We start from the raw sequence: 26,755 nt of genomic DNA, 5'->3' as shown, positions 1-26,755 counted from the left end.
TGCTGCTGCCTGAACTGGGCCTCGGCCCGGACGCTGCCTTGCGCAACCGCCTGCCTGTGCCCACCTTGCCGCCTGAAACCATGACGAGGTGAAGGATGAATGCTGCCAACGAGAACAAGCCCCTCGCTTCCCTGGGCAAATGCCCGATCTGCGGCAAGCCCACTCAGCTCGAGTACAAGCCTTTCTGCTCCAAGCGCTGCGCCGATGTGGACCTGAACCGCTGGCTTTCCGGCACCTATGCGATCCCGGCCGTCGAGGACGACGAAGACCGGGACGAAGACGATCGGGAGGCCTGATCGACAATTCCTCGAATTTTGTCGGCTGAACCGCTGGACATGCGCCGCGGGTCTGACTATACACCCCTCCACGACGCGCACGGCACCAGCCGCGCATCGGATGCCCAGGTAGCTCAGTTGGTAGAGCATGCGACTGAAAATCGCAGTGTCGGTGGTTCGATTCCGCCCCTGGGCACCACTCCAATTCACTCGGTTCAATAAAGATTTACGCAAGCACCCCCATTGGGGCGCTTAGTGTTTCACTCTCTGGGAGCACGCCAGGGGCACAGACCGAGCGGATGCCTAAGTCTCCTAGTTATCCACAAGCAACGCCACAACCCGATTTGCTCCAGATCGTAAGAAGCCGCGCTTTGAGCAAGTCTGGGAAGAGATCCTCTACAAGGCTGACTGCCGGCGAGGCCGAGGCGGTTTAGGGTAGGGAGGCGCGAAGCGGGATTCTCAAGCGAAAGCCTTATGGTGTAGGAACTACCGCTCACCGTCCTCGACATACAGGACGGGACACCTTTGCCAATGTTCTCGTGGAAGTCCTCGATGGCCACGACTTTGAACCTGGGCCGAAGCTTCAGAGGGCTATGGATACAGCCCGCTCAGATGTTCTGCGCTCTTCGAAGCGTTTAGGGGTCCGAAACGCGGATAATGAGGCAGACACGGTTATATCTGATTTCTCTCAGGCCCTCGGCCAAACGATATTCAAGGTCGCCAACGACCGACTGCACTAAGGCAGAGTCGATGGACTAACCCGAAGTTATAGGACCGCGACTGAAAGGCCTTCGGCTTGCTCTTGGCTTCGATTAAGCCCGAGCCTTTTGCACTTTCATTGGGACTCACGAGCCGAACTGGCACAGTTTTGAGCGTGGGCACCGCCGGATCTCACTGGATGAGGCAGGTGCATTCCCTAAAGAGTTCACAGCTCAGCAGCAGCCTCAGCCTGAACTGAGGCTGCTGCTGAGTCATACTCGTGTTTAGATCACCATGAAGTGGCTTGCAGCGAGCTTCGCGAGGTTGTCGATCACGCTAAACTGCACCGCCGCATCGGAGCCGTTGCCGTCCGCATCGTAGGACAGAGCACCTGTCTCGTTGTTGTAGATGATGTAATCGTCAGAGTCCTTAGCGGCAGCGCCGATCACAAAGTTGTCCGCCGAGAGCTTGCCTTCTTCAAGTTCAGCGAACACGGAGTCATTGAGGCGGATGGTGTCATCCTCCGGATTGAAGTCCAGAATGGTATCAATGTTGGTGCTGCCGGGCTTGGTGTCGAAGATGAACGCATCCTCGCCTGAACCGCCACTCAGAACGTCGCTGCCGTTCTTGGCCCAGATCTTGTCGTCGCCGCCCTTGCCGTCGATCCGGTCGCTACCGGACGAGCCTCTGAGGCTGTTGGCATCGTCGTCGTCGATAAAGGTTTTCGTGGTCGTCGGTAGGTCGGACTGAATTGGATCCGGTGTGGATGGTGGAGTTGGCGTGGTATCCTCCGAACGCTCCTGAACCGGCTCATCCGGAGCAGGCGTTGGCGCCGGATCAAAGGAGGTCTTGGGCGGCGTCACCTTGCCATCGTGGTTGACATGCAGGTCATAGAAGGAGGCCTGGCCAGCACCGGAGCCATTGGCCTCGTTCGCGCCGAGATAAGCCCCGGCCTTGAAGTAGAAGGTATCGCTCTGCCAGACCGGGTTGATCTTGGTGCTGGACTCGTACACCTTGCCATCGGCGTAGACGTCGACTTCAAGAGAAGAACCCTTGGCATTGATCGTATAGGAGAACTTCTCGTTCAGTGAGACGTCCGGCGTGGCACCCTTGCTGTCCTTGAGCGTGAACTTGGTCTCGGAGTTGCCTGAGCCGGCCCGATCGTTGACAAAGTAGACCGTGCCGTTTTCCCAGTAGAGGCGCACCAGTTCGTGGTCCTGTCCGTGGATCTGACCAACAACCAGCTTGCCGCCAACACCCTCGCGGTTAGGAGCCGCATCAACCTCCAGGGTGGCGCTCATGAAACCACCTTTCGACAGGTTCCAGGCAGCCTTCTCGCTTGCACTCATTTCGCGCAGCTCAGACCGCGCGTAGGACGAGCCCTTGGTGGTTGCGCCGTCGACAGGAGCGTAGAAGACCATCGCTCCGTCGGAACCGGTGTAGAAGTACTTCGTATTCTTATAGCCGCTGAGGTTCTGCACCTCGACGGCGGTGCCGCTGGTGCTGCCATTCTGATCGACTGGGAGGGTGATCTTCCAATTGGACAAGTTAAAGTTGCCGCTGGGCGCGGTGGAAGCATTCAGAGCCATATGGTTGTCCCCATAGATGAGCGTGCCCCAACGATGTGAGGCCTCAAGACTTCGATGTATCGTATGATGAATAAGCAGTAGCCAGAACGGCCGCTGTACTGAGAAGAAACGCTGAACTTCGCCACAAATCGACCGTCTCTCATCGGTTGTTCGATGAATGACGTTCGTACTTCAGAACTCTACGGTCAGGGTTGTGGTAGCTGAATAGGGCGAGAACGTGGCCACGCTTCATTTTTCTGAAGCGGTGCAGCACGGCAGCTCACAGGGGCTACAGCCTCCTCCGGCCCACCCGCTTCGGCCAGCGGGCATTCTCTATGTAAGAGGCTGGTCCTTCGCAGAGCGGTTTCCGCTTGCCGCCATGGTTTGTATCGAGGCGGAGCTGTTCGAAGAGCTTGGGGAGTCGATGGAGCCTGATTTGGAAAGTTGGACCGTGGGCATGAACAATCCAGCGGGAACCGGGACATGCCTTGTATCTGGCGTAGAGCCGACTCTGGAGAAAAAAGAAGCGCCCTCTCGAGGAGAGGGCGCTTAGTTGCGATCGTAGGGGCAGCCTAGATCGGGTCGCACGAGATATCCTCTCGCAACTGCCGATGCTAGGAGTAGGGGCGAACGAATGGGGAGTAGACCTCTCCCGAAAGAGGGTACCGGTCGCTCAACCGTGCTCCGGGCCAAGCCCATAGACCTCAACCTCTCCCATCCTTGCACTTGGCCGGGTCCTGCCTCTTGGTTGCTCGTGCCCCTTCAAGGTTTCCATCGAGCAGGCGTCCATTTGACAAAGAAAAAGCCGCGCCCAGCTTTTGCTGTGTTCGCGGCTTATGTCCGTCTGTGCCCCTACGGAGGTCTAGAAAATTTTTGTTGTGCTTGGATGAATGTCTCAATGAACGAGGCGAGTTATTAACTACGTTAGGATGAGGGGCAATTCAGCTTGATGGCCTAAGCCAGGGTCAGCCAACTGACCTAAGTAGAAGTCCTTAGCCTATTAGGCTAGTTCGCGCTCTTTGGATTATGTAACGCCCCAACTTACCGTTTGCCATCCGCGCATGCGCGTGAACATTGATCAGGCGGCCAAAGGCTGCCGCACTTGCACGGGTGCGCAAAACGCGCCGCCATTCCCCGTATGGGAAGCCCTCAAGGCTGGGAACGCAGCCACTGGCGGCGTTAGGACGTTTTCCCGAACGGCGCGCCAGCACGCGCGGTGGATCGCTGAGAAGCATTGCGATCAGAGAGACCTCGAAGGTATATGGTCACTGCAGCATCTGCGACAGCGCCCCGCCCTCCATCAGGACCTAAGCCATGGCCACCTTCATCGTTCCGGTCCACGGAACCCCAACGGCCGACTACGTCCTTGGCGATGATGCTCTGGATTTCATCTACGGCGAAGGCGGCAATGATACGATCTATGGGCATGGAGGACGTGACCGGCTCTTCGGGGGTGACGGAAACGACAGATTATGGGGTGGGGGCGACAAGGACGTGCTCTCTGGCGGCATCGGGAACGACATCCTGAGAGGCGGCGATGGGGCCGATCAGCTTCGCGGGGGAGAGGGAAACGACGTTCTGTACGGCGATGCCGGCAAGGATGTTCTGTATGGCGAGGCTGGCGATGACATCCTCTATGGAGGCAACGAGAACGGCATCCTCCATGGGGGCTCTGGACGGGATAAGCTCTACGGAAGCTGGAACGAGGATCGTCTCAACGGCGGGTCCGGGGATGATCTGCTTTTCGGACATACTGGTAACGACACCTTGTCGGGCGGAGAGGGGAACGACAGGCTGTCCAGCGGGGAAGGGTATGACAACTTCATCTTCAGCACCGCGCTGGATGGCAAGACAAACGTCGACAGGCTCGCCGACTTCAACCCGTGGGCAGACCGCATCAGCCTCAAGTCCACCATCTTCAAGAGCACGGGCGGACGCGGCGCACTCAAGGACAATGCGTTCTGGATCGGCTCGAAGGCACATGACGCCTCGGATCGGATTATCTACAACAAAGCGACTGGAGCATTGTACTTCGACCAAGACGGGAGCGGGTCTGCCCATCAGCAGATAAAGTTCGCTGTTGTGGGAAAGCTGGATCTTAGTGCGGCCGCATTCTGGATCATTTGAGTGCTGGTATTCGTCAGCTTCCCCTAATCCAGGGGGCCTGTCGCCTCTACTTTCGCAGGACAAGCTCAGCAATTGCTGCTAGGACTGGCTGATCGAAAACCGACCCGAGGAAGAGATGCTCCGCCGTCCTGTGTCGATCATTGCCATAGCAGCGCTTGCAGCATCCCTCTCAGCTTGCGCGTCAAGCCGGTCGACCCCTCTGGGCGGTTCCTTGTCCGACTATGTTGGAGTGAGCTACGTCAATGTGACGACCACCTGTGGTGGCGGGTACCAGATTTATCGACAGCCCATTAACGGGCGAATGCTCGTTGCCGCATATGCAGCCTCTGAAGTGCGCCAGTCCATCTGCCAGTCATGGCGAGGTGAGTTGTCAGTCTCGCCAGTTACGGGCGTAAGGCACGAAGAGGCGGTCACGGAGTATATCGCTGCGACCCCAGCTCTGAAGGGATGTACGGTAGTAAGCGGTGTCGCGATCACCCGCTTGCACTCCGAGTTCACGATCGCTTGCCCAGCTGCTCCTGGGGCGGCCACAATCAGCGCGAAGGGCTGAGGAGCCAGAACCGGTGCTAACTAGGACCGGTTGCTTCGAACTTCCTGCAGCCTCTCCATGAGCGCCTTCAGGTCCTCGGCAGCCTTAGCCCCCCGGATGGCGACTACCCCACGGTCAACTGTCTTTCCGTTCTCGTCCTTCCTGCCGTTGAAGAAGGTGTTTCGCTGCTCCTTGGACATAGCCAGGACAGCTTTTGCCTCACATTCGTGCTGCCATTCCTCGGACCAGGTGCTGACGGGTCGGCCGGTGATCTCGGAGATGGCGGTGGTGTCGCGGGAGTAGGTCATGCCACGGCTTATGGCATGAAGGGGTGAAGAGAGGGTTGCTGTCTTGCGGGCTCCAGCCTTATACCCCTCGCGGATGAACGCTCCAGCTGTGCTTCAGCTCCGCCGATGAGTAACGATGCCCTGCCTGTGGCGCGCGATACTCATCTCTTCATGCATCTGAGCTGAAGGTGGGGCATCGCTTCCACTTGCGGCCCAAAAGACGACGGCGCCAATCAGGAGAACTGCTGCGCAGAAATATGGGAACCAGGTTGGGTATGGGCGGTCGTACCCACTGTAGTCGCTCATCATGAGCCCCTTTGCAGTCTTGTCGTACGGCGCTCTGGCCACTCATCATGAGTGCGCTCACGGCGCCGTTTGCAGCGTAGAGCTTAAGGCCATCGGCAGCGGTTGCCAGCGGAAGGATGCCGCAGGGTTAAGGTAAGGTATCGACAGGTTGGCCGGTGATCTCAGTGAGGGCGCTCGCATCCAGGGACTAGGTCATGAGGGGGGTGGCGGATGTGGGTGAAGAAACCCTCATCCCAGAGGATTGCTTGTTCCGCTATGTGAAGTGCCCGATACTGCTCCCTTGGGCGCATTGACCAGCCAGAACGGAGGGTTCTTCCATGACCTCTGCAATTGAGATCAGGCGGTTCGACACTCCCGACCAACTTCTCGATATGAAGGACCACGGCCGAATTGCCATCATCAAGATGGCTGACGGAACGGCCGGCATGCACGCGATCTTCGAACCAGGGTGGACCTGGGAGGCGGATGAGAAGCCGCTGCTTGGTTTCCCCAACTCTTGCCCAATGCGCCACACCGGCTACTGCATCGGCGGGAAGCTCGTGGTTCGCATGGTCGATACAGGCATCGAGACCCACATTGGCGCGGGCGACTTCTTCGAGATCCCACCAGGGCATGATGCTTACGTTGAAGGCAACGAGCGGGCCGAATTGATTCTGTTCGCGCCGCCCGATCACCAGCACTGACCCGCCCATTATGGCCGGCTATTCTTTTTGAACGGCTCGCCTTCGAGCGTCTGTCGAGGATCCCCTTCTCCCCAGGCGAGTGGTGGGTCACGTTTGTGCGGTTGTGTTGCGGGAGCAGGTCATGCCGAGCGCTTGGCATGAACGGGTGAATAAGTCTTTCCGAGGCAGCGTGGAATGCCCTTCTTTTGTCTCTACCTCAAGCAGGTGGCGGCCCGACGAATTCAAGGCCGTAGCGGCCTGCAATTTCCACAATCTGAGGCATATCCCGCGACGGATTTAGACCTCGTTTCTCGACGTCGATGAAGAAGCCGTCTCCATCTCCAGGGGTCAAGGTGATCAGCAGTTGCCCCTCGTTGGAGCCGATGTTCTTGAAGGTGTGCGGAGCACCCTTGGGGATCAGGACGGTGTCGCCATCGGTCAGGTCCTGAGCCTCTCCCGTGCACCAGAACCGGAATTGACCATTAAGGACACGGAACAGCTCCTGCTCCTTGTGATGCACATGCATCGGCGGACCAGCCCCAGCCGGGACCTTTTCAATCCAATGGGAAAAGGCCCCCTTAACCTCATCAGAGCGAACCAGGAAGATGCGGGGCAGATCGAAGGCTTGGTTGTTGGTACCTTCACCAGATCGCCGGACGAGTGCTCTTTCTGCTGAACCTTGATCCATCATCTCGCCTTTAGCTTCCACGGTATCTGATGCCGAGAAAGCAAGGCTAACACGCGAGCTTTGCGATTTGAGAGGGGAATTTCGGGCGATAGAAGGCCGTTAAACTAGGAAATGACGGTGGTGTCGCAGAAGCAGATCACAGGAAGGGTATGGCAGGAGAAGTGTAAAAGTTACCTTGCTGTCTTCTGGCCGAACTGCACACCGACATAGAACTTCCCTATAGAGTCCCTAGTTTTTCCGGTAGATCTGCTTCGGGCCATACGTAGTCAACCAGACGAATTCGAGCGTTATCAACATTATCTCTAATGCGATCGTTCTCCATCATTGCTCCAGTGAGGCCCTAACTCACAGGGATACCGGTGCCATCCCTCTTTTGGCGTATGCATCGGGAAACTCGTCTTATGCGTTTCCTGAACTAGAAAGCCTGACCCAGCTGGGAGCGTGATGCCTCCAGCCCCCCTTGTCAGCCACACGAAAGGTACCAACCATGAGAAGCCTGGTTCTCCTCTTGGCTCTTGCCGCCACTCCCGCAGCCGCACAGGCCGAGCGCGTTACACTGCAAAGCCTTCACGTCCTTTGCTCAACACCTGCCACGGCAAACTACCTGAACGAGCTGCGCAGCAACAGGAGCGCCTGGACGGCACAGGTCAAATCGGAAACCGCCCAGAAGCGCTGCACGATCCTGCCAGCAGCCACGAACGTGTGGGTGGAGAGCCGCTCCGGGGCGCTGACATGTGTTAAAGGCGATGACCTACCCAACTGCGGATGGACCGTGCTCGATGCGGCCGGATAGCTCCGCAGGCCGAAGAGGGCACCTCTAGACTCCCTCCCCGGTTCATAGCGTCCCTAAAGCCCGTTTCTCTGGACGAGGAGCAGGGGAGACGGGAGCCTGTGCAGACGGCGAACCTTCCATCATGGGAAGGTCAAGCGGGTTTGCAAACGGTTTTGGATGTAGGGATGAAACCCGTGCGGAAGCCTCGCAACCAGTACCGCTTATGAGGAGAACCAATTCCGTCATCGGGAGCTTGGAACGTCCGGATGGCATGTTGCTTGGCACGCTCCACGCTCGATGCTGGCGATACAACTCAGTTTATCGGCTGATCGCTATAGGCTCCTGTCAGGCAGGGTTGCGGCCGAATTGCTTTTGAAAGCGCAGGAGGGTCTCGGCGTCGGGAAACCGAATGCGATGGCGTAGAGCGGATGTGGGCTCGCCTTCCGATCCCACGTGGTCGCAGCCGTTCACGGTGCACCACTGGAGCATGTCAGGGGCAGGGCCGGGGATCATGTCGGCGTTTCGGTAGGCATTCGCCCCCGGGGTCAAAAGGATGAAGCCGCCCGTTGCGAAGGACGGATGCGCAACGCTGGCGTACCTTTCGACGACGATGATCTCAGGTTTATCCATCAGCCCCTTCCTCTGAAGCAGGAGTTTGGCCGCGTCCGCTTCGGTCGCAGCCTTAGAACATGAATATTCTCGGGGCTATCGGGTTTCGTCCATGATCGGCAAGCCGCGCCATTTTCCTGCCTCGACGAAGAATCGGCGCTCGATCTCTCGCCATTGCTGAGCCTATCAGGGCGTCGGACCGATGAGAGAATCCGGTCAGCCCAGCAGGGCTCATGGGACGGTCTCGCGACGAGCCTTCCGTCGTTGCGGTCAACCGACGGACGTTCGGCCAAGTGGTACTTGAGCGAAAGGTTCTTCCTCTTACTTCCTGGCGCAGATCGCCCGGGCTACCATGCCCTTGGGGGTCTCGCTGGTGGAGAAGCAGTATACCCCAACCTCATCCATGTCGAAGCGGTCGCCGCGGTTGCAGGTGCCGTTGACGGGGTACTCGTTCTCGTCGCAACGCGCCGTGCACCGGGCTTCGGAGGCGCATTCCTGCACGAAGACCCGCAGAAGCGTTCCCGCCAGTCCTGGCTTGCCCTCCGGTCCGGCAGGGCCGGGTGGGCCGATGGGGCCCGTCAGGCCTGCTGGGCCGATTTGTCCGGCGGGACCTGGAGGTCCGATGGGGCCGATCTCTCCGGCTATGCCCTGTGGGCCGGAGGGGCCGGCTGGCCCCATCGGGCCCGTTGCTCCAACAGGCCCGGTCTCTCCGCGCGGCCCAGGGGCACCTTGGGGCCCCTGAGGGCCCTGGTGCCCGGCAAGACCCTGCGGTCCCTGCGGGCCAGGGGGCCCGGGCGGTCCCTCGGGACCTGCAGGGCCGGCGGGTCCCGGTTTCGCTTCGGCAGCCGCCTGGGTGCCTGCCTGTCCTGGAGGTCTGGGAGGGCCTTGCGGGCCCACTGGCCCGGCGGGACCCGGAGGCCCATCACGCCCAGGCTCACCTTGAGGCCCCGGCGGACCAGCAAGACCCTGTGGGCCGGCGATGCCCTGTGGGCCGGGAGGTCCCTCAGGCCCGGCAGGTCCCTCAGGTCCGGCTGGTCCCTGCGGGCCTGGTGCTCCGTCCCGCCCGGGCTCGCCTTGAGGGCCGGCCGGGCCGGGCTGCGCCGGCGCAAGGGCGGCGGCCTCTGCGGCCGGCGCTTCCGGACCTCGCTGGCCGCAGAAGCCGATCACCACCTGCCGCTGCTCGTTGTCGGCCTGGAGGTTTACCAGGCAGGAGGCCGGATGATAGGCAAGCCGGAAGGTGAAGCGGCCGTTGGCGTCGGTTCTCGTCTCGTGCCGTTCGTCGAGGGTGACGGAGGCTTGGCGCGGCTTGCTCAACCGGCCGGTCACGCGCAACTCCCCGCCCGTGATCATGGCTTGATCGATGACGATGTCGGCGAGCGCGGGTGCGCCGCTGCAGAGGAGGATGGATCCGGCTAACAGGTGCTTGAACATCGTGCCCCTCACATCAGAGGCATGAAGCGTCTCTTGGATCCTGTTGCTCCGTCAATTCATCCTGAAGGATACGCGGCGCGGATTGCAGGCTGAGAACAATCGGCAGGATTGCTAATGCACGCCCTCGGCCTGCAGGGCTTCCACGCGGATTTCCTCCGTCAACTGTGCCTTCAGGCCGGAAAATTCCGGGGTCGTCTTCATGGTGTAGTGGCGCGGATGCGGCAAGTCGACGGGGATGTCGGCCTTGATGCGTCCGGGGCGCGCCGACATGACCACAACGCGCGAGGCGAGGAAGATCGCCTCCTCGATGTCGTGGGTGACGAAGAGCACCGTCTTGCGCTCGCGCTCCCAGATGCCCAGCAGCAGCTCCTGCATCAGGCCGCGGGTCTGGTTGTCGAGGGCGCCGAAGGGCTCATCCAGGAGCAGGATCTCGGGATCGTTGGCGAGCGCGCGGGCAATGGCGGTCCGCTGCTGCATGCCGCCGGACAGCTGCTTCGGGTAATGGTTCTCGAACCCGCGCAGGCCCACCTTCTCGGTGTAGGACGCGACGATGTCCTGGCGCTGCGATTTGGGAACGCCCTTCTCGCGCAGACCGTAGGCGATGTTCTCGGCAATCGTGAGCCAGGGAAACAGGGTGTAGGACTGGAACACCATGCCGCGATCCGCGCCGGGCCCTTTGATCTCGCGGCCGTTGAGCAGCACGCGCCCGCCGCTCGGGCGGTCGAGGCCTGCCACGATGCGCAGGAGCGTGGATTTCCCGCAGCCGGAGGGGCCGAGAATCGTGATGAAGTCGTTCTGAGCCACCTGAAGGTTGGTGGGCTCGAGCGCCCGCACGGGCGCGCCGCCGCGCACCCCGGGAAACACGCGCGAGACGTTCTCGATCTGAAGGATCGTGCCGGTCATGCGAGCCTCCAGGCGAAGAGCGAGCGGTTGACGGCCTTGAACAGGAAATCCGAGATCAGGCCGATGATGCCGATGATGATGATGCCGAAGATCATCTGGCCCGTGGCGAGCAGCGCCTGGCTGTCGATGATCATGTGCCCGATGCCGGAGGACGAGCCGATGAGCTCCGCCACGATCACATAGGTCCAGGCCCAGCCGAGCACGAGCCGCAGGATCTCGGCGATCTCCGGCGCATTGGCCGGAATGAGCACGCGCTTCACCACGCCACCGTCGCTGGAGCCCAGCGTATAGGCGGCCTCGACCAGATCGCGGCGCGTGTTGCCCACGGCCACCGCCACCATGAGGATGATCTGGAACACCGAGCCGATGAAGATGACGAGGAGCTTCTGCATCTCGCCGATGCCCGCCCACAGGATCAGCAGCGGCACGAAGGCGGAGGCCGGCAGGTAGCGGGCGAAGGACACGAACGGCTCGAGGAAGGCCTCGAAGGATTTGTACGCGCCCATCAGGATGCCGATGGGCACGGCGATGAGCGCCGCAAGGACGAAGCCGCCCACCACGCGCCAGACCGTCACGCCGATATCGCTCAAGAAACCGAATCGGGTGAGCAGCAGCCAGCCGTCCTGCACCATGGTGATGGGGTCGGCCAGGAAGGTGCGCGAGACGAACCCGCCCAGGGTGGCAAAGGCCCAGGCCGCGACGAACAGCACGAAGAAGGAGATGCCGAGTGTGACGCGGGTGCCCTGGCTGACGGGTTCGAGAGGACGAGGCATGAGGGATCTGTTCCGTCATCCGGCCGGGAGCATGGATGACTTGAGGGAATGAAGGATGACGCCACGGCCCGCGTGAATCGGGCCATGGCCGCTTTGGTCCGCCGTGCTACTGGATGAAGCTGGTATCCGCCAGAGCGTTCATGTCCGGCTTCTGCTTGATGATGCCGGTTTCCAGAAGCAGGTCGGCGGCTTCTGCCGAGAAGGTCTTGAACTCGTCCGCGAAGAACTTCTTGTTCGCCTCGCGGTCCTGCCAGCGCAGGAACTGCGCCGACTTGCCGAAGGCCTCGCCCGTCTGCTTCACGTCGGCGCCCATGATCTCGTAGGCCTTGGCCTGATCCTTGGCGATCATGTCGAGGGCCTCGAAATAGCTGTCGGCGAAGGCCTTGGCGGCCTTCGGATTGTCGCTGAGGAATTTCGGCGTGCAGCCGAAGGTGTCCATCACGGCCGGATAGTCGAGGGTCGTGGCGATGATCTTGCCGGATTGCGGGGCCGCGCGCACGGAGGAGAGGTACGGCTCGTAGGTCATGGCCGCATCGTTCTGCCCGGCGATGAAGGCCTGCGCCGCAGGACCCGGCTCCATGTTGACCACGGTCACGTCCTTCACCGAAAGCCCGTTCTTCTTCAGCATCCAGGCGAGGACGAAATACGGAGACGTGCCGGGTGCGGAGGCCGCGACCTGCTTGCCCTTGATGTCCTTGATGGACGCAACGTCGTTCTTCACCACCATGCCGTCGGCGCCGAAGCTCTTGTCGAGCTGGAAGATCTGCTTGGTGGGCACGCCGTTGGCGTTCCACACGATCCAGGTCTCCACCGTGGTGGCGGCGCATTGGATGTCGCCGGACTGGATGGCGAGGTGGCGGCTGGCCTGCGGCACCTTCTTGATCGTCACGTCGAGGCCGTTCTTCTTGAAGATGCCGGCTTCCTTCGCGAGCGTCAGGGGCGCGAAGCCCGTCCAGCCCGACATGCCGATGGCCACCTTCGTGTCCTGGGCCGAGGCGGAACCGACCGCCAGCGCCAACACGGCCAACCCACCCAATACCGCCTTCATTGCAGCCTCCGTTTTATCCAAGTTCCCTGGCTCGTTCTGCCGACCGCACCCTTTGAAAGGTTTTGTCTCTCGGGCGGCGTTCTTCTATGAGCGGGCGAATGGCACCATGCCGAAGCGGCAATGTCAAATGTATAGACATTTCGCCCTGCCATTGTTTTAGGCACAATCAGCCGAAATTGCACTCCTGAAAGTCCGACCACAAGCAATGCCTCCCGTAAGCCCTCATCCTGAGGGCCGCCGGAGGCGGCGTCTCGAAGGGCGAGGGCGTTTCCAGTGCACACTGGATCCTCCTTCGAGACGGTCGCTGTGCGACCTCCTCAGGATGAGGTTGGAGATTCATGAGCAAGACTTTCGGATTGGTCTTGTGCAAGCTCGATGAGGATCGCCCTTCCGTTGCCCGAGAGCTGGATGAGATCCTGCGTGCCGTCCAGCATCAGGGCGTCGAGAACCTGAAGGGAAAGGATCGCCGAATCCAGCGTCACGTCGAAGGGGCCGTCCAGCGCGACGATGAAAGCCGTCTCCGTATCCTCGGCCAGCAACGCCACGCCGGATTGCACGAACCGCGTCCGGTGCCGGAATTGACCGCGCCGGGTCATCACGTTGATGTCGCGGATCGGTCCCGACAGGAGCCGCCCGACCGTCGCATCCTCGCCGGAGAAGGAGAGCTTGGGGGAGGCCCTGTCCAGACGAAACGGCACGCCCTCCACATCGAGCTCGATGCCGTTGCCTTCGACGACGATCAGCGTCCGGTCGATGTCGGGAAAAACCGAGAAAGGCCCGTCCGATTCCACATCCGCCATGCTGATGCGCCATCCGAACGTGTCGAAGCCGGAGCCTTCCGGGAATGCGGCGACCTCCGCGGTGGTGCCGCCGCCGTTTTTCCACGCAACGCGGACGAGATCCGCGTTGCGGATCACGCGCGCTGCCATCAGCCCAGGCTCGGCAGGTTGAGGCCGTGTTCGCGTGCGCAGTCCACCGCGATGTCGTAACCTGCATCCGCATGGCGCATGACGCCGGTCGCCGGATCGTTCCAGAGCACGCGCTCGACGCGCCGGGCCGCTTCCGGCGTGCCGTCGCACACGATCACCATGCCCGAATGCTGCGAGAAGCCCATGCCGACGCCGCCGCCGTGATGCAGCGACACCCAGGTGGCGCCCGACGCGCAGTTGAGCAGCGCGTTCAGCAGCGGCCAGTCGGAGACCGCATCCGAGCCGTCCTTCATGGCCTCGGTCTCGCGGTTCGGGCTTGCGACCGAGCCGGAATCGAGATGGTCGCGGCCGATCACGATGGGCGCCTTCAGCTCGCCCTTGGCCACCATCTCGTTGAAGGCGAGGCCGAGGCGGTGACGGTCGCCCAGGCCCACCCAGCAGATGCGGGCGGGCAGGCCCTGGAACTTGATGCGCTCCTTCGCCATGTCGAGCCAGTTGTGCAGGTGCTTGTTGTCGGGCAGCAGCTCCTTCACCTTGGCGTCCGTCTTGTAGATGTCCTCGGGATCGCCCGAGAGCGCGCACCAGCGGAACGGCCCGATGCCGCGGCAGAAGAGCGGGCGGATATAGGCCGGCACGAAGCCCGGGAAGTCGAAGGCGTTGTCGACGCCTTCCTCCTTCGCCATCTGGCGGATGTTGTTGCCGTAATCGAGGGTCGGCACGCCAGCCTTGTGGAAATCGAGCATGGCGCGCACGTGCTCGGCCATGGACTGCTTGGCCGCATGCTCCACGGCCTTGGGATCGGTCTCGCGCTTGGCCTCCCACTCGGCCAGCGTCCAGCCCTTCGGCAGGTAGCCGTTGATGGGATCATGCGCGGAGGTCTGGTCCGTCACCGCATCGGGACGGATGCCGCGGCGGTAGATTTCGGGGAAGATCTCGGCCGCGTTGCCGAGAAGGCCGACCGAGACCGGCTTCCTGTCGCGGCAGGACTGCTCGATGATGGCCAAAGCCTCGTCGAGGGTGTCGGCGCGCTGGTCGACGTAGCCCGTGCGCAGGCGCATCTCGATGCGGCTCGGCTGGCATTCCACCGCAAGGCACGAGGCGCCAGCCATGGTGGCGGCAAGCGGCTGCGCGCCGCCCATGCCGCCGAGGCCGCCGGTGAGGATCCAGCGGCCGGAAAGATCGCCATTGTAGTGCTGCCGGCCCACCTCCACGAAGGTCTCGTAGGTGCCCTGCACGATTCCTTGAGTGCCGATATAGATCCAGGATCCGGCCGTCATCTGGCCGTACATCATGAGCCCCTTGCGATCGAGCTCGTGGAACTTGTCCCAGGTGGCCCAGTGCGGCACGAGGTTGGAGTTGGCGATCAGCACGCGGGGAGCGTCCGCGTGGGTGCGGAACACGCCCACGGGCTTGCCCGACTGCACGAGCAGCGTCTCGTCGGCTTCCAGATCTTTCAGCGCCGCGACGATGCGGTCGAAGCTGTCCCAGTCGCGGGCGGCGCGGCCGATGCCGCCATAGACCACGAGCTCGCCGGGCTTCTCGGCGACCATCGGGTCGAGGTTGTTCATCAGCATGCGCAGGGGCGCCTCCGTCAGCCAGCTCTTGGCGGACAGGTCGGTGCCGTGGGCGGCGCGGATCACGCGGGCGTTGTCGATGCGGGTCATGGGACGGATCCTCGGGTCAGGCTTTGGAACGGGCGAAGGTGAGACAGGCTTGAAGAACGAGAGCAAGGGCCTCGCGCATGGGCGCCGCATAGGCCTCGTCATAGGCGCTCGGCCATTGGCCCTCGGTGACGGGTCCGAGGGGCTCTCTCATGTAGCCCCGGCAGGCGAGCTCCATCTGGACCGCGTGAACGCCGGCCTCGGGCCGGCCGAGGCTTCGCGTGATGTAGCCGCCCTTGAAGCGGCCGTTGACCACATGGCTGAAGCCGCTTCCGGCGCAGATCTTCTCGATGGATTCGCTCAAAGAGTGCGAGCAGGCGGCCCCGCCGTTGGTGCCGATGTTGAAGTGGGGCAGGGTGCCTTCGAAGAGGCGCGGAATGACGGAGCGGATGGAGTGGCAATCATAGACCACCACGTTGGCATGCCGCGCCCGCAGCCGCTCGACTTCGGCCCGAAGCGCTGCGTGATACGGGTCGAAGAAGCGGGCGCGGCGTTCGGCTATCTCATCTGCCGTCGGCTCGGTGCCTGGCTCATAGAGCGGCTCGCCGTCGAAGGTGGTGGTGGGGCACAGCTCCGTGGTCGCCTGTCCCGGATAAAGCGACACGCCGGACGGGTCGCGGTTCACGTCGATCACCGTACGGGAGACGGCGGTGCGGATCACGGTTGCGCCGAGATCGGCGGCGAAATCGTAAAGCCGCTCAATCCACCAGTCCGCATCCTTGCGGGCGAGCCAGGGCGAGACGAGGCCGCGCTCGTACGCGCTCGGGATCTCCGTGCCCGTATGCGGCAGGCTCACCACGAGGGGCGCATCCCCGCGCGTCACCGAGAGCCAGTCGTGATGAGGTGAGCGATGGAGGCTCATCACCGAGCCTCGTCGGCGATGAGCGGCAGAACGTCCCCTCCCGCCGCATCCACCAGCGCGCCGGACATGACCAGGGCGGCAGCCTGCTCCATGTCGGGCGCCATGTGCCGGTCGTTGTCGAGGTGCGGGATCCTGGCGCGCAGGAGCGCGCGAGCCCGCTCCAGGCGTTCGCTGGACCTCATGTTCGTGTGGAAGTCGCAGCCCTGAGCGGCGGCGAGCAGCTCGATGCCGATCACGTTGCCGGCGTTCGCCGCCATGGGCAGTAGCCGCCGCGCCCCGTGGGTCGCCATCGACACGTGATCCTCCTGGTTGGCGGAGGTGGGAATGGAATCGACGCTGGCGGGATAGGCGCGCTGCTTGTTCTCCGACACGAGGGCGGCCGCCGTCACCTGCGGGATCATGAAGCCCGAGTTGAGCCCGGGCTTGGGGGTGAGGAAGGCGGGCAGCCCCGAAAGGGTCGGGTCCACCAGCATGGCGATGCGCCGCTCGGCCAGCGAGCCGATCTCGCAGAGCGCCATGGCGATCATGTCGGCGGCGAACGCCACCGGCTCCGCATGGAAGTTGCCGCCGGAAATGACCTCGCCGGTCTCGGAGAACACGAGCGGATTGTCGGAAACGCCGTTCGCCTCGGTGGCAAGGGTTTGGCTGGCCTGACGCAGCAGGTCGAGCACCGCGCCCATCACCTGCGGCTGGCAGCGCAGGCAGTAGGGGTCCTGCACCCGGTCGTCGTTGGTGAGATGCGAGGCGCGAATGGCGCTGCCGGCCATCAGGGCACGCAACGATGCGGCGACCTCGATCTGCCCGGGATGGCGGCGCAGCTTCTGGATGCGCTCGTCGAAGGGCCCGTCCGAGCCCTTGGCCGCGTCGGTCGCGAGCGCCCCGGTGACGAGAGCGGCGCGGAACACGCGCTCGGCTTCGAACAGCCCTGCGAGCGCCAGCGCGGTGGAGACCTGCGTGCCGTTGAGAAGGGCGAGACCCTCCTTGGGGCCGAGCGTCAGCGGGGCGAGGCCAGCGCGGGCGAGAGCCGCCTCCGCCTTCACCCGCGCGCCATCCACGAAGATTTCGCCGACGCCCATCAGGGCCGCCGTCATGTGCGCCAGCGGCGCGAGATCGCCCGAGGCGCCGACCGAGCCCTGGCCCGGAATGACCGGGACCAGGTTCGCCTTCAGGCAGGCGGTCAGATGCTCGATGGTGGACCAACGCACCCCCGATGCCCCTTGGGCGAGGCTCGCGAGCTTGAGGGCCATCACGAGCCGCACCACGGCAGCAGGCAGCGGTTCGCCGACGCCGGCTGCATGCGAGAGCACGATGTTGCGCTGGAGCGTCGCGAGATCGGCGGCCCCGATGCGCACGCTGGCGAGCTTTCCGAAGCCGGTGTTGATGCCGTAGACCGGATCGCCCTTGTTGACGATGGCTTCGATGGTCTTCGCGCTGGCCTCGATGCCGGAGCGACAATCCTGATCCAGCGCTATGTCGGCGCCGAAATAGACCCGGCGCCAATCGGCCAATGGGACGGAGCCGGGGATGAGCATTACGGTTTGGGTCACTGTCCCCTCCAGATGCGGGCGTGAAGCGGGTTGAAGCCGATGCGGTAGACGAGCTCGGCCGGGCGTTCGATGTTCCAGATGGCGAGGTCGCAGCTCTTGCCGGGCTCGAGCGTGCCGATCTCATCGAGCTTTCCGAGCGCACGCGCCGCCTCGCGCGTCACGCCGGCGATGCACTCCTCCACCGTCATGCGGAACAGGGTCGCGCCCATGTTCATGGTGAGGAGCAGGGAGGTGAGCGGCGAGGTGCCGGGGTTGCAGTCGGTGGCGAGCGCCATGCGGGTGCCGGCTTTGCGGAAGGCCGCAACGGGCGGCACCTTCGTCTCGCGCAGCATGTAGAAAGCGCCCGGCAGCAGCACGGCAACCGTGCCGGCCTTCGCCATGGCGGCGGCACCGTCCTCGTCCGTGTATTCCAGATGATCGGCGGAGAGGGCTCCATGATCCGCAGCGAGCTTCGCCCCGTGCAGGTTGGACAACTGGTCGGCGTGAAGCTTGATCTTGAGGCCCAGCGCCTTGGCCGCATCGAAGACGCGGGCGGTCTGCTCGGGCGAGAACGCGATGCCCTCGCAGAACGCGTCGACCGCGTCGGCAAGGCTCGCGCGGGCAAGCGCGGGCAGCATCTCGATGCAGACCTTGTCGATGAAGGCATCCTTGTCGCCGTTCGCCTCCGGCGGCAGGGCGTGGGCGCCGAGGAAAGTGGTGGTGACGGAGACGGGGCGCTCGCGCCCCAAGCGACGTGCAGCACGGAGCGAGCGTGTCTCGGTTTCCAGGTCGAGCCCGTAGCCCGACTTGATTTCGACCGTGGTGCAGCCCTCAGCAATCAGATGATCGAGGCGGGGCAGGGCGCCTGCCACTAGCGCGTCCTCGCTTGCCGCGCGGGTGGCCTTCACGGTGGACACGATGCCGCCGCCGGCGCGGGCGATCTCCTCGTAGCTCGCGCCGTTGAGGCGCAGCTCGAATTCGTGCGCCCGGTCGCCGCCGAACACCAGATGGGTGTGGCAATCGACGAGGCCGGGGGTGATCCAGCGGCCCCCGCAATCGATCCGCTCAGCGGCGTCCCAGCCGGTCGGGAGCTCTCCCGCAGGGCCCGCAAAGGCAATGCGCCCGTCCTTTGCCGCAACGGCGCCGTTCTCGACGATCCCGAGATCGTCGCCGGCGAGGGTCGCAAGGCGAGCGTTGAACCAGACCCGGTCGAAGCGCATGTTCCTGCTCCGGTGACTTCGCGATAATGTCTATACATAATCGCGGAAGCTCGATATTGTCTAGACGTATTCGATGGGTTTCGATGGTCGGGCGGCGTCGTGGCATTTTGGCGGCTGCGGCGGGACCCCGTCCGGAGTGAAGGTGGCAGCGATGCGAAAGCTCATTCTCGATCACGTTCTCCTGCCGGAAGGGTGGGGGCAGAATGTCGGGCTCGACATCGACGGCGGCACGATCATGGCCGTGCATCGGCAGGCGGACGCTGGGGGGCGCGAGCGCATCGCCGGCATTGCTCTGCCGGGCCTGCCGAACCTGCACAGCCACACCTTCCAGCGCGGCATGGCGGGGCTTGCCGAAACCCGTGGGCCCGAGGGCGACAGCTTCTGGACCTGGCGGCAGGTGATGTACCGCTTCCTCGGCTCCCTCACGCCGGACGACGTGGAGGCCATCGCGGCCTTTGCCATGATGGAGATGCTGGAAGGCGGGTTCACGTCGCTCGCCGAGTTCCACTACCTGCACCACGATGCCGAGGGACGTCCTTACGCCGACATCGCGGAACTCTGCCGGCGCATCGCCGCCGGGGCGAACGAGTCCGGCATGGGCCTGACGCTTCTTCCCGTATTCTATGCCCAGGGCGGCTTCGGCGCCGTTGCCCCTGCGGAGGGGCAACGGCGCTTCATCAACGATGCCGAGAGCTACCTCCGCCTGCTCGAAGGCGCCCGCAGGGCCGTGGCCGATGTCGAGGATGGGGTCGTCGGCGTTGCGCCGCACAGCCTGCGCGCGGTCACGCCCGAGAGCCTTGGCGAGATCGTTGCGCTTGCCGGGGAGGGGCCGGTCCACATCCACATCGCCGAGCAGGTGAAGGAGGTGGAGGACTGCGTGGCGTGGTCGGGTCAGCGCCCGGTGGCATGGCTGCTCGATCACGCTCCCGTCGACCGGCACTGGTGCCTGATCCACGCCACCCATCTCGATGCGCGGGAGACGAAGGGCATCGCGGAAAGCGGCGCGGTGGCGGGCCTGTGCCCCATCACCGAGGCCAATCTCGGCGACGGCATCTTCGAGGGCGTCGATTACCTTGCCGCCGGAGGACGTTTCGGCGTCGGCTCGGATTCCAACATAGAGATCTCGGCTCCCGGAGAACTCAGGCAGTTCGAGTACAGCCAGCGCCTGAAGCACCGCGCCCGCAATGTGCTGGCCGCGCGCGAGGGGCAATCGACCGGGCGCAGCCTTTACGATCAGGCGCTGATGGGCGGAGCCCAGGCGCTCGGCCGCCGTGTCGGCGCCATCGAGGCGGGGTATCGGGCCGACCTCGTCGTGCTCGATGCGGGCCACCCGGACCTTGCCGCCGTTTCAGGGGACCGGTGGATCGACTCCTACCTGTTCGTGGCCGGCAAGTCCGCCATCGATACGGTGTTTGTCGCCGGCAAGCCCGTGGTAAGAGGCGGGCGGCACGTGAACCGCGAGGCCGTGGCGGCGCGCTATGCGCGCGCCATGGCCCGCATCTTGTCTTGAGGGAATCGCCGTCCGGCATGAAACATCTGCACCAGCGCATCCGCGACGACATCGAGGCCAAGATCATGTCCGGCGAGTGGTCGCCGGGCCACCGCATTCCGTTCGAGCACGAGCTGATGGCCGAATACGGCTGCTCGCGCATGACCGTGAACAAGGTGCTGTCGACGCTCGCCGCCAACGGCCTCATCACGCGCCGGCGACGGGCCGGGACGGTGGTGGCGGAGCCGAGCAACCAGCAGGCCGTGCTGCAGATTCAGGACTTTGCCCTCGAAGCCGCTCGCGCCGGCATCGAGTATCGCTTCAAGCTCCTGCACCGCTCGGTCGAGCCCATCGACGCCGCGGCGGCGCAGCGCACAGGGCTGCCCGCAGGCACGAAGATGCTTTGCGTCTCGACGCTTCACGTCATGGATGACGTGCCGCAAGCCTTCGAGCAGCGCCTGATCAACCTCGCCACGGTGCCCGAGGCCGACACGGAAAGCTTCAAGGATGATCCCCCGGGCACGTGGCTCTTGCGGCGCGTGCCCTGGACGGATGCGGAGCATATCGTGAGGGCCGTCAGTGCCGACGGCACCATGGCCAAGAGGCTTCACATCGAGACCGGCGCGGCCTGTCTCGTCCTGGAGCGGCGCACCTGGCAGGCGGGGGCCTTCGTGACCGAGGCGCGGATCACCTATCCGGGCGACAGGCATCACCTCGTCGGACGCTTCTCGCCGGTGGCTTGAGTTCAGCGCAACCGGAAGATCTCCTCCAGCCGTTCGAGGGCGGCCAGGAACGGCCCGGCCTCGGTTCCGAGCTCTTCCACGATGCGGCGCTCGAAGGCGAGGGCCTTGGGCACGATCTCCCGGTAGGCCTTTCGGCCCGATGCCGTGAGCGTCAGGATTTCCTCGCGCCGGTCCTCCTCGCTTTCGCGGCGCTTGAGCCAGCGCCGTTCCTCCAGGGCCTGAACGGCCCGGCTGACCTTGGTCTTGTGCATGGCCGAGTGCCGGCCGATGCCCTTGGCGCCCATCTCATCGAACTGCCCAAGCGTGGCCAGCACCCGCCATTCGGGGATCGTCAGGTCGTGGTGGGGCCCGTAGACGGCGCGGAAGTCCTGCGACACCGCAGCGGCGATCCGGTTGAGCCGGTAGGGCAGGAAGGCTTCGAGCTGGAGATGGGCCATGGCGTTGATGGTTACAAAATTGACGGTTACACCTGTAACTAAACTAGGAGGTCCTGCTCATGAATGTCCAGAACCCGTCCCTGCCTCAATCCGCCGGCCGGCTGGAGAGCGCCATCCAGCCCGGCTACATGTCGGGCTTCGGCAACGGCTTCGAAACCGAGGCGCTGCCCGGCGCCCTGCCCATCGGCCGCAACTCGCCGCAGAAATGCGCCTACGGGCTTTATGCCGAGCAGCTCTCCGGCTCGCCCTTCACGGCGCCGCGCACCACCAACGAGCGCTCCTGGCTCTACCGCATCCGCCCCACCGTTACCCATTGGGGCGAGTTCCGGAAGGCGGATATCGGGTTGTGGCGCACGGCACCCGCCGCCGAGGTCGAGGTGCCGATCGCGCCCATGCGCTGGGACCCGATCCCGATTCCGAGCGAGCCGGTCTCGTTCCTGGAGGGTATCCGCACCATCACGACGGCGGGCGATGCGGGCTCCCAGGCCGGCATGGGCTCGCATGTCTATCTCGTCACCCGCTCCATGGCGGACGAGTACTTCTACAACGCCGATGGCGAGATGCTCCTGGTGCCGCAGCAGGGCGCGTTACGCCTGTGGACGGAGTTCGGCATCATCGACATAGGGCCGGGCGAGATCGCCGTCATTCCGCGCGGGGTGAAGATCCGCGTCGAGCTGCCGGGCGGGCCCGCGCGCGGCTACCTGTGCGAGAACTACGGCGGCGCGTTCACCCTGCCCGAGCGCGGGCCCATCGGGGCCAACTGCATGGCCAATCCGCGCGACTTCCTCACGCCGGTGGCGGCCTATGAGGACAAGGACGCGCCCTCGAAGATGTTTGTGAAGTGGGGCGGCTCGCTCTGGGTGGCGGACATCGACCACTCGCCCCTCGACGTGGTGGCCTGGCACGGCAACTACGCCCCTTACAAGTACGACCTGCGCCGCTACTCGCCGGTGGGGCCGGTTTTGTACGACCATGCGGATCCGTCGATCTTCACCGTGCTGACCTCGCCGTCCGAGACGCCCGGCACGGCCAATATCGACTTCGTGCTGTTCTCGGACCGCTGGCTCGTGGCGGAAAACACCTTCCGGCCGCCCTGGTACCACATGAACGTGATGAGCGAGTTCATGGGGCTGGTCTATGGCCAGTACGACGCCAAGACGGGCGGCGGCTTCGTGCCGGGGGGCATGTCGCTCCACAACACCATGCTGCCGCACGGGCCGGACATGGATGCGTTCGAGAAGGCCAGCAACGTGGAGCTCAAGCCCCACAAGCTGGAAGGCACGATGGCGTTCATGTTCGAGACGCGCTTTCCGCAGAAGGTGACGGCCTTTGCGGCCGGCACGGACGCGCTGCAGAAGGACTACGGTGCTTACGGCCGCAAGCTGAAAAAACACTTCAACCCGAACCAGCGCTAAAGCGAAAATGAGCCTGCACCTGACGCCTCAGGTGCAGGCTCTTCGGTTCAGGCGAGGGCGGAGCGCAGATCCTCGATCAGGTCGTCCGCATCCTCGATGCCGACCGAAAGGCGCACGAGCCCGTCGTCGATGCCGAGCTCGGCCCGAACCTCCGAGGGCACGGAGGCATGGGTCATGATCGCCGGATGCTCGATGAGGCTTTCGACGCCGCCCAGGCTCTCGGCCAGGGTGAAGAGCTGGCAGCGCTCCAGGAAGCGCGTGGCGCCCTCGAGCCCGCCCTTGATCCTGGCGGTGACGATGCCGCCGAACCCGCGCATCTGCCGCTTGGCCAGTTCGTGCTGGGGGTGCGAGGCGAGGCCCGGATAGATCACGCCGTCCACGCCCGGATGAGCCTCGAGAAATTCGGCGATCTTCAGGGCCGAGGTGCAGTGCCGCTCCATGCGCAGCGAAAGGGTCTTCAGGCCGCGCAGGGCCAGGAAGCTGTCGAAGGGGCCCGACACCGAGCCGACCGCATTCTGCAGGAACCCGATCTTCTCGCGGATCTCCTGGTTCTGGCCCACGATCACCACGCCGCCCACCATGTCGGAATGGCCGTTGAGATACTTCGTGGTGGAATGCACCACGATGTCGAACCCGAATTCCAGCGGGCGCTGCACCCATGGGCTGGCGAAGGTGTTGTCGGCGACCAGCCAGGTGCCGTGGCCGCGGGCCGCGGCCGCGATGGCTTCGAGATCGGCGAGCTTCAGCAGCGGGTTGGTGGGGGTCTCGACCCAGACGAGCTTCGTGTTGGGGCGCAAGGCCGCCTTCACGGCGTCCGTGTCGCCCAGATCCACATAGGTGATGTGGAGCCCGGCCGACTGCTTGCGCACCCGCTCGAAGAGGCGGCGCGTTCCGCCGTAGAGATCGTCGGACGCGACGATGTGCGAGCCGTGCTCCAGCATGTCGAGCACGGTCGCGCTCGCGGCAAGGCCCGACGAGAACGCGAAGGCCGCCGAGCCGCCCTCGAGATCCGCGATGCAGCGCTCGAAGGCCATGCGGGTGGGGTTCTGCGAGCGGGCGTACTCGAAGCCCTTGTGAACGCCGGGGCTCTCCTGCGCGAAGGTCGAGGTGGCGTAGATCGGCATCATCACCGCGCCCGTGGTGGGGTCCGGTGACTGCCCCGCATGGATGCAGCGGGTGGAGAAGGCGAGCTGGTTGCGCACGGTCATTGGGCCTGAATCCGGAAGAAGTTGATGAGGTCGATGCGGGTGGCGAGACCCACGAAGGCGTCGCCATCCATGATCACCGGCACGAGGCCGGAGGCGAAGAGAGGCAGAAGCTCCGTAACGGGAGCATTGGCCGAGATGGTCTGGAGGCGCGTCACCATCACGTCCCGCACCGCCTTGTCGAACACGCCCTGGGGCGCTCCCTCGTTGGCGACCAGGGCGTCGAGAATGTCGCTCTCGTCGATAAGCCCGACAACGCGGCCTTCCTCGATGACCGGGAGCTGGGAGATGTCGGAGGAGCGCATGCGGGCAAACGCCGAGCGCAGCGTCTCGTTGGGCGACACGAAGATGGTGGCTCCCTCGCCAAAGGGGTTGATCACCACATCCCGGGCCGTGCCGGTGACGTCCCGGTCGAGCCAGCCCTCCTGCGCCAGGAAGGCATCGTTGAACACCTTCGACAGGTACTTGGCGCCCGTATCGCACACGAGGGTCACGACGCGCTTGGGCTCGGTCTGCTCGCGGCAATAGCGCAGGGCGGCGGCCAGCAGGGTGCCGGAGGAGGAGCCTGCCAGGATGCCTTCCTTGCGCAGAAGCTGGCGCGCGGTCGAAAAGCTTTCCTTGTCGTCGATGGAATAGGCCTTCTTGACCAGCGAGAGATCGCAATTTGGCGGCACGAAATCCTCGCCAATGCCCTCGACGGCCCAGGAGCCGGCTTCCGTCATCCGGCCGGTCTCGACGAGGGGCGCGAGGATCGAGCCTGCCGGGTCGGCAAGGACCATGACGGTCTTCGGCGACGCCTTTTTCATGTAGCGACCGATTCCCGTCAGGGTGCCGCCGGAGCCGACGCCCACGACCACGGCATCCACATCGCCGCCCATGCCGTCCAGGATCTCCGGGCCGGTGCTCGCCTCGTGAGCTGCCGGGTTGGCCGGGTTCTCGAACTGGTTGATGTAGACCGCGCCCGGGGTCTTCTGGGTAATCGCAAGCGCAAGATCCTGGTAGTAGTCGGGGTGTCCCTTGCCCACATCGGAACGGGTGATCACGACCTCGGCGCCCAAGGCCTTGGCATGCAGCACCTTCTCGCGGGACATCTTGTCCGGCACCACGAGCAATGTGCGATAGCCCTTGCTGGCGCCGACCAGCGCCAAGCCGACCCCCGTATTGCCGGCCGTGGCCTCGATGATGGTGCCGCCCGCCTTGAGGTTGCCATTGGCCTCTGCGGCCTCGATCATGGCTCTGGCGGGGCGATCCTTGATGGAACCGCTCGGGTTGGAGCTCTCCAGCTTCAGGAAGAGCCGGCAGGGACCGGTGTTCAGGCCTGTCACCTCCACGAGAGGCGTTTGTCCGATCAGGTCTAAGGCTCCGCGAGCGGCCATTTCACTGTATTCCTATGTGGATCAATAAATTCGTGTTTCACATTTTGTGAAAACGTGATCTCCATATAGATCCTAATGTGGATTGTCACGTTCACGTGGTGGGTATTACGCTCTGCAATGTGGGAGCGGCGGCGATGATCCGCCACCCATGACCTGGTCCTGTCAGCACGGGGCGCGGCATTACCGCAGGGAACAGCAACCCTGCTGAGGCTTGTTCTTTCTATCGAACGAAATGGTTGACATTAAAAACATTCGCGCCGAAGCTGATCCTGCTTTCGAGCCAACCGGCTCAAGGAAAGCCGCGGTGATTTGAGGTGTGCAGCTTGCGCCGCGTGATCAAACGCTAAGGTGCCGCGGAGCGTTCACTGCGCCTCGTGGTCTGACAGAAGGATTGCCAGTCATGAGTGCTCACGCCTGTCCTCCGCCGCTTCCGTGTTCCGCCCTCGAGCAATTCCGCCACGGCTGATCGGCCGTCGCCGCGCCGTCCTCGCCTTAACCTGACCGTCCGTTCACCGCCGGCCCGCCCCGGCGGCCGGGGAAGCCTTGCCTGCAGCCTGCGGCCATCGCCGCTCGAATGCCCACTCACCCTACCGGAAAGGGCCCATCCATGACGAAACCTCGGATCGTCGGCATTGCCGGCAGTGTTCGCCGTCCCTCCAAAACCCGCGCGCTGGTCCAGGCCCTGGGGGCGGAGGCCGGGCGACTGAAAGCCGTCGATCTCATCGTTCACGACTTGGCGGAGATCGGTCCGGGCCTGGGCGCGGCGCTCTCGCGGGCTCAACTGATGCCCGACGCCAGGCGTGTGCTGAGGGATATCGAGACGGCGGATGCGCTGATCGTCGGAACGCCCGTCTACAAGGGATCCTACGCGGGTCTCTTCAAGCATCTCTTCGATTTCGTCGAGCCCGAGGCGCTCAGGAATGTGCCCGTGGCGCTCGCCGCAACGGGCGGCGGACACCGGCATGCTCTCGTCGTGGAGCAGCATCTTCGCCCGCTCTTCGGCTTCTTCGAAGCGCTCACGATTCCGACCGCCGTCTATGCCGCCGAATCCGATTTTGACGCAGGCGCCCTCGCGGACGCCGGGGTGATTGAGCGGGTTGCCACGGCGGCTGGGCAACTCTCCGCACTGCTGGGCCAGCGCACCGGCCATGCCTTCAACGCCGCGCCGGTCCGGCTCGCCTTGGCCCGCTGACGGCAGCGGTCGCAACCCGAACG

At 63.9% G+C, this 26,755-nt stretch carries 24 protein-coding genes and 1 tRNA gene; 9 read left to right on the top strand and 16 right to left on the bottom strand.

Going from position 1 to position 26,755, the window contains the following annotated elements:
• Positions 1-95 precede the first annotated feature (95 nt).
• The gene (gene yacG / locus JKG68_RS02645; protein ID WP_202055577.1) at positions 96-296 is read left to right on the top strand and encodes a DNA gyrase inhibitor YacG; all 201 of its coding nucleotides are present in this window, start codon (positions 96-98) and stop codon (positions 294-296) included.
• Positions 297-398: 102 nt separating this feature from the next.
• Positions 399-474 (top strand) — tRNA-Phe (locus tag JKG68_RS02640).
• Between the two features lie 784 nt (positions 475-1,258).
• On the opposite strand, the gene JKG68_RS02635 is transcribed toward JKG68_RS02640, so the two are convergent.
• Positions 1,259-2,563 (bottom strand): polysaccharide lyase family 7 protein, encoded by a 1,305-nt coding sequence (locus tag JKG68_RS02635; RefSeq protein ID WP_202055576.1) that lies wholly within the window; start codon positions 2,561-2,563, stop codon positions 1,259-1,261.
• A gap of 1,293 nt (positions 2,564-3,856) precedes the next feature.
• Between JKG68_RS02635 and JKG68_RS34180 the strand changes: the two genes are divergently transcribed.
• Entirely contained in the window at positions 3,857-4,669 is an 813-nt protein-coding gene (locus tag JKG68_RS34180) for a calcium-binding protein (protein ID WP_202055575.1), read from the top strand.
• Between the two features lie 570 nt (positions 4,670-5,239).
• Here JKG68_RS34180 and JKG68_RS02625 read toward each other — a convergent pair.
• On the bottom strand, positions 5,240-5,506 hold the full coding sequence (locus JKG68_RS02625) for a DUF7696 family protein (RefSeq protein ID WP_202055574.1): 267 nt from the start codon (positions 5,504-5,506) through the stop codon (positions 5,240-5,242).
• A 602-nt stretch (positions 5,507-6,108) separates the two neighbouring features.
• On the opposite strand from JKG68_RS02625, the gene JKG68_RS02620 reads away from it, so the two are divergent.
• On the top strand, positions 6,109-6,474 hold the full coding sequence (locus JKG68_RS02620) for a cupin domain-containing protein (RefSeq protein WP_202055573.1): 366 nt from the start codon (positions 6,109-6,111) through the stop codon (positions 6,472-6,474).
• 196 nt (positions 6,475-6,670) lie between these two features.
• Here the strand turns inward: JKG68_RS02620 and JKG68_RS33225 are convergent, their stop codons facing one another.
• Positions 6,671-7,162, bottom strand: a complete 492-nt coding sequence (locus JKG68_RS33225; RefSeq protein WP_210346194.1) for a cupin domain-containing protein — start codon at positions 7,160-7,162, stop codon at positions 6,671-6,673.
• 466 nt (positions 7,163-7,628) lie between these two features.
• Here JKG68_RS33225 and JKG68_RS02610 point away from each other — a divergent pair, with 466 nt between their 5' ends.
• On the top strand, positions 7,629-7,934 hold the full coding sequence (locus JKG68_RS02610) for a hypothetical protein (RefSeq protein WP_202055567.1): 306 nt from the start codon (positions 7,629-7,631) through the stop codon (positions 7,932-7,934).
• Positions 7,935-8,258: 324 nt separating this feature from the next.
• Here JKG68_RS02610 and JKG68_RS02605 read toward each other — a convergent pair whose 3' ends face one another.
• The 10 genes from JKG68_RS02605 to hutI all read right to left on the bottom strand — a co-directional run bounded on the left by JKG68_RS02605 (position 8,259) and on the right by hutI (position 18,875).
• Positions 8,259-8,543 carry a hypothetical protein gene (locus tag JKG68_RS02605; protein WP_202055566.1) on the bottom strand — a complete coding sequence of 95 codons (285 nt, stop codon included), beginning with the start codon at positions 8,541-8,543 and terminating at the stop codon, positions 8,259-8,261.
• A 300-nt stretch (positions 8,544-8,843) separates the two neighbouring features.
• The gene (locus tag JKG68_RS34175; protein ID WP_202055565.1) at positions 8,844-9,953 is read right to left on the bottom strand and encodes a collagen-like domain-containing protein; all 1,110 of its coding nucleotides are present in this window, start codon (positions 9,951-9,953) and stop codon (positions 8,844-8,846) included.
• 111 nt (positions 9,954-10,064) lie between these two features.
• On the bottom strand, positions 10,065-10,856 hold the full coding sequence (locus tag JKG68_RS02595) for an ABC transporter ATP-binding protein (protein WP_202055564.1): 792 nt from the start codon (positions 10,854-10,856) through the stop codon (positions 10,065-10,067).
• Positions 10,853-11,629 (bottom strand): ABC transporter permease, encoded by a 777-nt coding sequence (locus JKG68_RS02590; protein ID WP_202055562.1) that lies wholly within the window; start codon positions 11,627-11,629, stop codon positions 10,853-10,855. Before JKG68_RS02590 ends, JKG68_RS02595 begins: the two co-directional genes overlap by 4 nt.
• A gap of 106 nt (positions 11,630-11,735) precedes the next feature.
• Complete coding sequence (locus JKG68_RS02585) at positions 11,736-12,677, bottom strand: ABC transporter substrate-binding protein (RefSeq protein ID WP_202055560.1); 942 nt, start codon at positions 12,675-12,677, stop codon at positions 11,736-11,738.
• A 317-nt stretch (positions 12,678-12,994) separates the two neighbouring features.
• A complete protein-coding gene (locus JKG68_RS02580; protein ID WP_202055556.1) occupies positions 12,995-13,606 on the bottom strand; it encodes a HutD/Ves family protein in 612 nt (203 codons plus the stop codon).
• Positions 13,606-15,270, bottom strand: coding sequence for a urocanate hydratase (gene hutU / locus JKG68_RS02575; RefSeq protein ID WP_202055555.1), 1,665 nt, complete (start codon positions 15,268-15,270; stop codon positions 13,606-13,608). Before hutU ends, JKG68_RS02580 begins: the two co-directional genes overlap by 1 nt.
• Positions 15,271-15,286: 16 nt before the next feature.
• Positions 15,287-16,129, bottom strand: coding sequence for an N-formylglutamate deformylase (gene hutG / locus JKG68_RS02570; protein ID WP_202055553.1), 843 nt, complete (start codon positions 16,127-16,129; stop codon positions 15,287-15,289).
• Positions 16,129-17,661, bottom strand: coding sequence for a histidine ammonia-lyase (gene hutH / locus JKG68_RS02565; protein WP_202055677.1), 1,533 nt, complete (start codon positions 17,659-17,661; stop codon positions 16,129-16,131). The genes hutG and hutH overlap by 1 nt, the downstream gene beginning before the upstream one ends.
• Positions 17,662-17,672: 11 nt before the next feature.
• Entirely contained in the window at positions 17,673-18,875 is a 1,203-nt protein-coding gene (gene hutI, locus JKG68_RS02560) for an imidazolonepropionase (RefSeq protein WP_202055551.1), read from the bottom strand.
• A 151-nt stretch (positions 18,876-19,026) separates the two neighbouring features.
• Here hutI and JKG68_RS02555 point away from each other — a divergent pair, with 151 nt between their 5' ends.
• Positions 19,027-20,385: a formimidoylglutamate deiminase gene (locus tag JKG68_RS02555; protein ID WP_202055549.1), complete on the top strand. Its 1,359-nt coding sequence runs from the start codon at positions 19,027-19,029 to the stop codon at positions 20,383-20,385.
• 17 nt (positions 20,386-20,402) lie between these two features.
• Positions 20,403-21,107: a histidine utilization transcriptional repressor HutC gene (hutC, locus tag JKG68_RS02550; RefSeq protein ID WP_202055547.1), complete on the top strand. Its 705-nt coding sequence runs from the start codon at positions 20,403-20,405 to the stop codon at positions 21,105-21,107.
• 2 nt (positions 21,108-21,109) lie between these two features.
• Here hutC and JKG68_RS02545 read toward each other — a convergent pair whose 3' ends face one another.
• Positions 21,110-21,544, bottom strand: coding sequence for a MarR family winged helix-turn-helix transcriptional regulator (locus JKG68_RS02545; protein WP_202055546.1), 435 nt, complete (start codon positions 21,542-21,544; stop codon positions 21,110-21,112).
• A gap of 59 nt (positions 21,545-21,603) precedes the next feature.
• Here JKG68_RS02545 and hmgA point away from each other — a divergent pair, with 59 nt between their 5' ends.
• Positions 21,604-22,959: a homogentisate 1,2-dioxygenase gene (gene hmgA, locus JKG68_RS02540; RefSeq protein WP_202055545.1), complete on the top strand. Its 1,356-nt coding sequence runs from the start codon at positions 21,604-21,606 to the stop codon at positions 22,957-22,959.
• Between the two features lie 47 nt (positions 22,960-23,006).
• On the opposite strand, the gene JKG68_RS02535 is transcribed toward hmgA, so the two are convergent.
• Both JKG68_RS02535 and JKG68_RS02530 read right to left on the bottom strand, forming a co-directional pair.
• Positions 23,007-24,167: a cystathionine gamma-synthase gene (locus JKG68_RS02535; protein WP_202055544.1), complete on the bottom strand. Its 1,161-nt coding sequence runs from the start codon at positions 24,165-24,167 to the stop codon at positions 23,007-23,009.
• Entirely contained in the window at positions 24,164-25,540 is a 1,377-nt protein-coding gene (locus JKG68_RS02530; RefSeq protein ID WP_202055543.1) for a pyridoxal-phosphate dependent enzyme, read from the bottom strand. The genes JKG68_RS02535 and JKG68_RS02530 overlap by 4 nt, the downstream gene beginning before the upstream one ends.
• Positions 25,541-26,147: 607 nt before the next feature.
• On the opposite strand from JKG68_RS02530, the gene msuE reads away from it, so the two are divergent.
• Positions 26,148-26,732 (top strand): FMN reductase, encoded by a 585-nt coding sequence (gene msuE, locus JKG68_RS02525; protein ID WP_202055542.1) that lies wholly within the window; start codon positions 26,148-26,150, stop codon positions 26,730-26,732.
• The last annotated feature ends 23 nt before the right edge of the window (positions 26,733-26,755 follow it).

The sequence above is a fragment of the Microvirga aerilata genome (assembly GCF_016743775.1).
GTDB classification, from domain to species: Bacteria; Pseudomonadota; Alphaproteobacteria; order Rhizobiales; family Beijerinckiaceae; genus Microvirga; species Microvirga aerilata.
The sequence above is the reverse complement of the archived record's forward strand: the minus strand, read 5'-3'. Positions and strand labels throughout refer to the sequence as shown.

Coding starts and splice junctions, on each gene's coding strand:
- yacG (WP_202055577.1), top strand. CDS start 96: ATGAATGCTGCCAACGAGAACAAGCCCCTCGCTTCCCTGGGCAAATGC.
- JKG68_RS02635 (WP_202055576.1), bottom strand. CDS start 2,563: ATGGCTCTGAATGCTTCCACCGCGCCCAGCGGCAACTTTAACTTGTCC.
- JKG68_RS34180 (WP_202055575.1), top strand. CDS start 3,857: ATGGCCACCTTCATCGTTCCGGTCCACGGAACCCCAACGGCCGACTAC.
- JKG68_RS02625 (WP_202055574.1), bottom strand. CDS start 5,506: ATGACCTACTCCCGCGACACCACCGCCATCTCCGAGATCACCGGCCGA.
- JKG68_RS02620 (WP_202055573.1), top strand. CDS start 6,109: ATGACCTCTGCAATTGAGATCAGGCGGTTCGACACTCCCGACCAACTT.
- JKG68_RS02610 (WP_202055567.1), top strand. CDS start 7,629: ATGAGAAGCCTGGTTCTCCTCTTGGCTCTTGCCGCCACTCCCGCAGCC.
- JKG68_RS02605 (WP_202055566.1), bottom strand. CDS start 8,543: ATGGATAAACCTGAGATCATCGTCGTCGAAAGGTACGCCAGCGTTGCG.
- JKG68_RS34175 (WP_202055565.1), bottom strand. CDS start 9,953: ATGTTCAAGCACCTGTTAGCCGGATCCATCCTCCTCTGCAGCGGCGCA.
- JKG68_RS02595 (WP_202055564.1), bottom strand. CDS start 10,856: ATGACCGGCACGATCCTTCAGATCGAGAACGTCTCGCGCGTGTTTCCC.
- JKG68_RS02590 (WP_202055562.1), bottom strand. CDS start 11,629: ATGCCTCGTCCTCTCGAACCCGTCAGCCAGGGCACCCGCGTCACACTC.
- JKG68_RS02585 (WP_202055560.1), bottom strand. CDS start 12,677: ATGAAGGCGGTATTGGGTGGGTTGGCCGTGTTGGCGCTGGCGGTCGGT.
- JKG68_RS02580 (WP_202055556.1), bottom strand. CDS start 13,606: ATGGCAGCGCGCGTGATCCGCAACGCGGATCTCGTCCGCGTTGCGTGG.
- hutU (WP_202055555.1), bottom strand. CDS start 15,270: ATGACCCGCATCGACAACGCCCGCGTGATCCGCGCCGCCCACGGCACC.
- hutG (WP_202055553.1), bottom strand. CDS start 16,129: ATGAGCCTCCATCGCTCACCTCATCACGACTGGCTCTCGGTGACGCGC.
- hutH (WP_202055677.1), bottom strand. CDS start 17,661: ATGCTCATCCCCGGCTCCGTCCCATTGGCCGATTGGCGCCGGGTCTAT.
- hutI (WP_202055551.1), bottom strand. CDS start 18,875: ATGCGCTTCGACCGGGTCTGGTTCAACGCTCGCCTTGCGACCCTCGCC.
- JKG68_RS02555 (WP_202055549.1), top strand. CDS start 19,027: ATGCGAAAGCTCATTCTCGATCACGTTCTCCTGCCGGAAGGGTGGGGG.
- hutC (WP_202055547.1), top strand. CDS start 20,403: ATGAAACATCTGCACCAGCGCATCCGCGACGACATCGAGGCCAAGATC.
- JKG68_RS02545 (WP_202055546.1), bottom strand. CDS start 21,544: ATGGCCCATCTCCAGCTCGAAGCCTTCCTGCCCTACCGGCTCAACCGG.
- hmgA (WP_202055545.1), top strand. CDS start 21,604: ATGAATGTCCAGAACCCGTCCCTGCCTCAATCCGCCGGCCGGCTGGAG.
- JKG68_RS02535 (WP_202055544.1), bottom strand. CDS start 24,167: ATGACCGTGCGCAACCAGCTCGCCTTCTCCACCCGCTGCATCCATGCG.
- JKG68_RS02530 (WP_202055543.1), bottom strand. CDS start 25,540: ATGGCCGCTCGCGGAGCCTTAGACCTGATCGGACAAACGCCTCTCGTG.
- msuE (WP_202055542.1), top strand. CDS start 26,148: ATGACGAAACCTCGGATCGTCGGCATTGCCGGCAGTGTTCGCCGTCCC.